Here is a 6561-nt window from a genome sequence, read left to right as displayed (position 1 = left end):
TTGTAGGCCTCGTTCCCGCCTTCAAACTGACTCAGTATCCATAAACGATGCTGAGATGAGGTTAGAACATAGTCTTCCTGCTCTTCTGCTTTGGGTATGACTGTAAAAGCTCCTGCTTCCAGTTTGGAAATGATTCCTGTGATGGTAGGATTTAAAAAGACGTCTTTTACGCTTATTTGATAGCCTAGCTGACGGTTGATTTTATTGGCTACTAAGATGACTTTTAAGCTGTGACCACCCAATTCGAAGAAATTGTCTGTGATGCCAATGTTTTTTATGCCCAATATTTCTTCCCAGATGGCTACTAGTTCTTTTTCTAAGGCTGTTGTCGGAGCTATGTATTTCTGCAGCAGAATGTCACCTGTACCCACTGGCGGCAAGGCTTTTGTATCGACTTTGCCATGTGAGGTTAAAGGAATAGATTCTAATTGTACGTAATAAGAAGGCAACATATAATCCGGCAAGTGATGGCTCAGTTTGGCGCGGAGTTCCTGTTTGTTCAGTTGTTTTTCCCCAACCAGATAGGCAACAATTACGGCTTCTGTTTCTATCTCCTGCACGGTTACTACGCACTGATTGATGTTTTCTTGCGCTAAAAGGGCGTGTTCGATTTCTCCCAGTTCAATACGGTGTCCTCTTACTTTCACCTGATGATCTTTACGGCCTGAAAATTCGATGTTGCCATCGGCTAGCCATCTGCCTAAATCGCCTGTTTTGTATAGTTTAGCTCCTTTGATAAAAGGATTTGGAATAAATTTCTCTGCTGTTAATTCTTCCTGGTTGAGGTATCCTCGAGAGAGACTATCTCCTGAGATACATATTTCTCCGAACACTCCGATAGGTTTTAAGGCCTGATCATCGGATAAGATATAAACTTCACTGCCTTTTAAGGGTTTGCCGATGGGAATGAGATTACTTTCTAAATGACTTGTGTCGACTCTGCACATAGTAGCACTGATAGTGGCTTCGGTAGGTCCGTACTTGTTGTAGAAAGTAGCAATTTCAACCATTTTCTCTGCTAAGTTTTTAGGACAGATTTCTCCTGCGGCAACGATTCTTTTTAGCGTTTTACAGGAAGATAGGTTCTCCAGATGAGACAAATAACCAGGGGTGGCATGAAGGTGTGTTACAGAATACTCCTGTAATACATTGATAAAATCTGCCGGATCAATGATGCGTTCTTTGGATACGCCTATCAGTGAAGCTCCATTGAACAAGGCTAAAAAGATTTGTTCCATAGACGCATCAAAGGCGTTGTTTGAGAATTGCAGTACACGATCTGAATGGTCCAATCCAAATTCTTCTGCCTGGTTCGTAATGTAATTGACCAAACTTTTATGTTCGATCATAACTCCCTTAGGTTGTCCTGTGGAGCCTGAGGTGTAGATTACATACATCAGCTGATTTGGATCCAGAGCAATTTCAGGTGATGTTGTTGGATAATTCTCCTGACGAGATCTAAAGTCTGCTAACAAACGTTCGTCAATTATAACTTTACTCTGACTGTCCTGTTCGATGTAAGCGATTCTTTGCTCCGGATAAGTCGGGTCAATTGGAAGATACGCCGCGCCGGTTTTTAAAACGGCCAGTAAGGAGATATAAATCCACTCACTGCGCTCCAGTTTTACGGTGATTAAATCCTCTGCATTGATTTCAAAATTATTTAATAAGTAATGTGCCAACTCATTGGATACTCCATCCAGTTCTTTATAAGTCAAGGATCTGTCCTCGAATATCAGTGCTACTGCATCAGGAGTTTTAGCAACTTGTTCCTCAAACAACGCAACTGCTGTGGTATCTAAAGATAACTCTGCTTTTGAAGTATTGAAATCCTGTAAAAGAATCGCTTTCTCTGAAGCAGAAATATATTCTAATGTGGCTAAAGATTGAGCGGGATTTTCGACAAGAGCATCCAAAACTTTTAGATACGCTTTTAAAACGCGTTTCATTGTCGCGTATTTAAAGATGGCTGCATTATAATCCCATTCTACTGAAATTCTTCGGTCGGGTTGATTATCTGTTAAAGAATCGATTTGCTCGTATACGGTATTTATTACAACACTAATATCAAATCGGGATGCCTTATTGTGTCCTTTTAAAATCTCTATGTCTGCATCCAACAAAGACATGCTTTGTATCGGAACATTCACAAAACTAAACATGTATTGAAATAAGGGATGTAAGTGTAGACTTCTTTTCGGATTTATTCTTTCTACTACTTTCCCAAAAGGGGTATCATCATAGGCATAGGCATCCAGGCAAGTTTCTTTCACCTCGTTTAATACAGTCATTAAGGAATCATCGTTACTAAAATTGGTGCGCAATGCGATTGTATTGACAATCATACCCAGAACTTCCTGAAATTCTTTATAACGTCTGTTCGCAACAGCCGTCCCTACCGAAATGTCTGTTTGATTGCTAAATTTATGCAACACTATTTTAAAAGCTGTGAGCATGGTGATAAACAATGACACATCTTGTTTTTCTGAAAACTGACGTAATTTTTCTGAAAAGTCTAATGAAAAAACATGTTCTATAGTGCCGCCTTTTTTTACAGTGGTTTCATTTCTTTCAAAATCTAAAGGCACTAACTGTTCGTTTGAAAAACCTTCAAATTTGTTTTCCCAAAAGTCTAATTTCTCGTTAATAACGCTCTCGTTTAGGCTATTTTTTTCCCAATAAGCATAGTCTTTAAAGGTAACTTCCGGTTGCTCTACCTCAAAATCCGGATTTCTTTTTAACTCATTATAAATATCAACAAAATCTCTGAATAAAATGCCCTGAGTCCATCCGTCTAAAATTAGATGATGCTCAGAAAATAGTACTACACTTTCCTGTTCTGAAAACTTCAATAATTCGATTCTAAAAAGTGGTCCTTCTTCTATATCAAAAGCACGGCTCTCTACTCTTTCCAGACAATCAGCAATTACTTTATCTTTATTTTCCTTATTTTTTATACTGGTATAATCGATAACAGGAATGGAATAAAAAAATGGAGGAAGTATTTTTTGGCAAGGTTTCCCCTCCTGGTTTACAAAAACGGTTCTTAAAATCTCATGTTTTTCTATAAGTTTTGCAAACGTTTCTTCAAGCGCCTCGACCTCAACAAAACCATTTAGTTTCATCGCTCTGGATACGTGATAAGAAGTATCAGTATTATCCAGCTGATTTAAGAACCACAGTCTGTCTTGTGAAAAAGACAACGGGTACAATTCCTGCTCGGGAGCTTTAATATTTTGGGTTTCTTTCTTGTTTAAAGTAGGAACCAGCTCGCTTATTTCTTTGATGGTTGGAGATTTGTAAAAATCTCTTAACGACAATTCAATCCCTTTTTGATCACGTAAACTACTAATAAACTGATTGGCCAATAAAGAATGTCCTCCTAATTCGAAAAAACTAACAGTAACATCTACCTGATCCAGTCGCAATAATTCCTGCCAGATAGCAGCAATCTCTTTTTCTTCCTGTGTTGTTGGTAACTGAACTGCTTCGGTAATATTGACCGTTTTAGGTTCTGGCAAACTCTTAATATCGATTTTCCCGTTAGGAATTAAAGGAATAGCATCTATAATTACAAAATGTGTAGGAATCATAAATTCCGGTAAATGCTTTTTTAAATCTATAACTAAAGAAGATATATTAATAAAAGATTCGTTTGCTACCAGGTAAGCAATCAAAATAGGCATCCCGCCAACTTCGTTAATACACACATAACTGTCTACGATGTATGCATTTACTTTTTGTATGGCCAATTCTATTTCTCCTACTTCAATACGGTATCCTTTATAACTTAACTGACTGTCTTTTCGTCCATAAAAAATTAAGTTATTGTCGATACCCCACTTTCCTAAATCTCCCGTTTTATAAATACGTTCTCCATTTATATGAATAAAGGCATTCTTTGTAAGTTCTTTTTTATTCAGATAAGAAACTGCCAAACCTACACCTGAAAGTCCGATTTCTCCAATGGCGCCTTTTGGTAATATTTTTGTTCCGTCCAACAGATATACTCCTCTGTTTGTAATCGGTTTTCCAATAGGAAATTGAGTATCAGTTTTTCCAACTTTATAATATGTCGCACATACTGTACTTTCTGTTGGTCCGTAAGTATTATAAATATCATAAATATCAATCAGCTGATCTACCTGATGTGGTTTTAATGTATCTCCTCCACTTATAAGTGTTTTAATGTTTAAGTTATAACTTTTGTAACTGTCATTAAGATATTGCAAAACAAAAGGATTGGTACTTAATAAAGTAACGCCAAAACGTTCACAGTCTTTAAGCAATTCATTAAAATCCTTAGTCTCGTGAGCAATTACTAAATTACCTCCTACAGACAGAATCGGGAAAATTTCCTCTACTGAAGTATCAAAAGCAGTGGAAGCCTGCTGCAATACAATATCTTTTTCAGTAAGACCAAAATAAACACCAAATGTCAGGACATAATCATATAAAGAACGGTGATTAATAACCACACCTTTAGCATCTCCCGTTGAACCGGAAGTATAAATAATATAAGCTTTATCTTCAGGTTTCAAATCAACAGAAATATAATTTTCTGATGCCGAATCCTCTTCCAATATATGATCTATATTATATTCGATGCCTTCTAAAACAGAATTCGAAAACGAATCTGTCACAATAAAATCTAAGCCGGCATCTTTTATAATGTAGCGTTTTCTTTCCTCCGGATACGCATTATCAATAGGCACATAAACAGCTCCTGCTTTCATGATAGCAAGAATTCCGATAATGCTTTTTTCTGATCTCGAAAGCATTACACCTACTTTATCTCCTTTTTTAACGCCATTAAACTGTAGATAAGAAGCTACTGTGTTGGCATGTGCCTCAAGCGTTTCATAAGTCAGAATGTTTGTTTGACAAGAAACTGCTGTTTTTGAAGTATGACTAACTACAGACGCATTCCAAAGATCTAAAAAAGTCTCGTCAGGCCTATTTACAACAGGCCCTTTTGAAATTGCCTGTACTTCTTCTAACTGTTCTTTACTCGAAATTTGAATCTCGGCTATAGGCGTATTGCTGGTCTCTTTTAACTCTGTTAATACTTTTCTGAAAGAGGTAATCAACTGATTGGCTTCAAATTTTGAAACATATTTTTCGTTGATATCAAATCTAAAACTAAGCTGCCCCTCTACATCCTCAAAAACATGTATAGAAATAGGATCTTCTTCACTATCATTAGACAGTGGATGTATAGTAGCTTTACTTCCTGAAAATTCAGATTCGTACTGCATGCGCTCGTACGACAATCTCACATCATACAGCTTTGAGGTTTCCTGTGGCAGATTACGCAATATATCGGCCTGCTGAAAACGCTGATGTCTGTAACACATAAAAAGAGTGCTCCTAATTTCTTTTATGAAATCGCTTACAGATGATGTTGTCTCTAACGTCAACTTTAACGGTAACATGCTCAAAAACGGTCCGAAAGTATTTTTTTCAGCAGCATTTTTTCGGTTCAAAATAGGCATCCCTAAATTAACTTCTTCTCTATTATAATATTTTGACAATACAATAGAGAAACAACCTATCAATAAATGAAAAACACTCAGCCTTTCTGTTTTTACAAACGTCCATAAAGCTTCGTTTTCTTCCTCCGTAAGGGCTATTTCTATATTACAGTGACCCGCTGATCTATTTGTACCGGTATAGATCAAAGAAGGCAACTCTTCATAACGTCCCAACCAAAAGTTTTTATCATTAGAAAAATCTTCAGAAGCCCTATATGCATTGTCTAATGCTATAAAAGATTCGTAAGACAATTTGTTTTTTCCGATACATAAATCATCATATATAACAGTGGTACCCAATTGCTCATAAATTCGTTTTACTTTATTGAACAATAACTGAAACGAAAAACCGTCAGAGATAATGTGATGAAGTTTAGAATACCAGATATACGATTCCGGAGCTACTTTTATAAGCCACATTTTGTAAAGCTGTCTGTCCTTCTCGATATCAAAAGGAAGTATAAAGTCTTTCTCTATCATCTGAATCGCTTTTGATTCTTCTGACTCTTCGATACAGGTTAATGCCAAATTACTGTCTGCTTCCTGAATGGTATATACAGGAAAACCACTCTTTTCTTCAAAAACAAAGGAAAAAATATCGTTCTCTTTAATCAGAATATTGAATGCTATTTTAAAACGCTCCGCATCAATACTTCCGTTAATAAAGGCATAACCGCCGATGTTGTATTTTGGTGACTCATTGTCAAGTATCTGATCAAGCCAGATATATTTCTGCACATTTGTGACATTATTTTTCATAAGTATGCTTTTTATAATTTAAATAAATAGCGAAAACGTAACGTTATCGTACCTTTTTTGATTTTTAGTATAGGTAGAAACAACCGCACCCATGATTTAACACAGGTGGAATTGATGTTGTATTAAGATTTATATGGTATTTTTCTCTGAGAAAGAAGAAATTAGGAGTCTAAAAACTACGCCTTAGCAAAGACGTTTTCTGTTGGATTGGATAGATATGACAAAGGAATGATGGCTGAGATATTCTGACGCAAAGAACTTAGTCTTA

1 protein-coding gene is annotated in these 6561 nt (G+C 36.4%); it reads right to left on the bottom strand.

The window, feature by feature from the left end:
• A partial coding sequence (locus FLA105534_RS02860; RefSeq protein ID WP_173964544.1) for a non-ribosomal peptide synthetase occupies positions 1–6293 on the bottom strand: 6293 nt, incomplete at its 3' end.
• Between the last annotated feature and the right edge of the window lie 268 nt (positions 6294–6561).

Origin of the sequence: Flavobacterium collinsii, from assembly GCF_902804485.1 — a bacterium.
In the GTDB taxonomy this organism is placed as follows: domain Bacteria; phylum Bacteroidota; class Bacteroidia; order Flavobacteriales; family Flavobacteriaceae; genus Flavobacterium; species Flavobacterium collinsii.
The sequence above is the reverse complement of the archived record's forward strand: the minus strand, read 5'-3'. Positions and strand labels throughout refer to the sequence as shown.